This is a genomic window from Epilithonimonas pallida (assembly GCF_900182975.1).
GTDB lineage: Bacteria > Bacteroidota > Bacteroidia > Flavobacteriales > Weeksellaceae > Epilithonimonas > Epilithonimonas pallida.
This window is the reverse complement of sequence record NZ_FXUO01000021.1, coordinates 1-1,191: the sequence shown is the minus strand read 5'-3', so window position 1 is coordinate 1,191 and position 1,191 is coordinate 1. Positions and strand designations below refer to the sequence as shown.

Annotated in this window: 1 protein-coding gene; it reads left to right on the top strand. The window is 31.2% G+C overall.

What is annotated here, in order from left to right; genetic code table 11:
• The first annotated feature begins 355 nt into the window (after nt 1-355).
• Nucleotides 356-595, top strand: coding sequence for a hypothetical protein (locus tag QOL71_RS17655; protein WP_283418209.1), 240 nt, complete (start codon nt 356-358; stop codon nt 593-595).
• Nucleotides 596-1,191 lie beyond the last annotated feature (596 nt).

Sequence of the window (1,191 nt, the reverse complement as noted above, 5' to 3'; positions counted from 1 at the left end):
TTATTTAATCCGCAAATTATATCCGCAAAAATTAAACAGGTATTTGATAACTACACTGACTATCAACCTAATTAATTTTTTAATTAATAGCGAATGAAATCCTGAAACATAACCATTGGATTAGTAATATGCCCTGGAGCTTCTTTATCAATAAAGTGTAAGTTTATAGTAATCCTGATTAATTAAGATTCGTTTAAATCAATGATTTTTTATGTATCTATACAAAAAAAAGCAATCCCATAAGGAATTGCCTCTTTATTTTATATGTCCCTTTCTAAAATAAGTTGGCAAAAAATAGACTTATCATAGAAAATCGAGAAAAAACAAAGCAAAACGTACACAACGCGATTACACAATGCATTTTAAATTAGGACTTGTGGATTGGATAGAAATAGGAGAATTTACTATAAACAGGCACAACAACATTATGGTATTCAAAGGAAAAAATAACGTTTTGGTCTGGTTCGGGAAACGTGATAACTTAGACTGGAGCAAACGTATTATTCATACAATCTCACAATCCAGAAAAAACACCTGCCCAAAAGATCAAAAGATTAGAGAAAGAACTGGCTGGATGAGAAAACTCAATAACTAAGGTTCTTAATATAATGATCACGCTGATAAACAATACGGTACGCAGATCCAAAAAAAGTTTTCTCCCAAACAATCTGCAGATCTTTGATAAACTCAATCTTTTGATTGTTGGGGATAAACAGACAAGCCATATACCAATAGTGGCAAAGAGCCTGTTTATGGGAAAAAGAATTACAGAAAGTAAAAAGCAATCCGTTGAACATATCCTTCTGGAGCAGCCCAGAATAGAAACCAGACAGCTCTATTATTTGCTTAAAAACAAATTTAGTCTGGAAAAGATAAAAAATAGACAAAGATGCACTTTTCGATTATATCAGAAGAGAAAATCTACTTATTTATCCTAAGAAAAGATATACAATAACTACATTCTCTAAGCATTGACTCAGGAAATATCCTAATCTCCTGAAAACAACCCTTCTCAAAAGAAAAGAACAGGTGTTTGTAAGCGATATTTTTATGTAAAAAGCAAGACGAACGTATTATCAATGCATACAGCATAAAAATAATCGGATGGAATAATAAAATGTTATCAGTTATTGGTATATAGAATACAGTCTTGGCTATATATAAGGCATAAAAAACCTCAATCATTCAGTT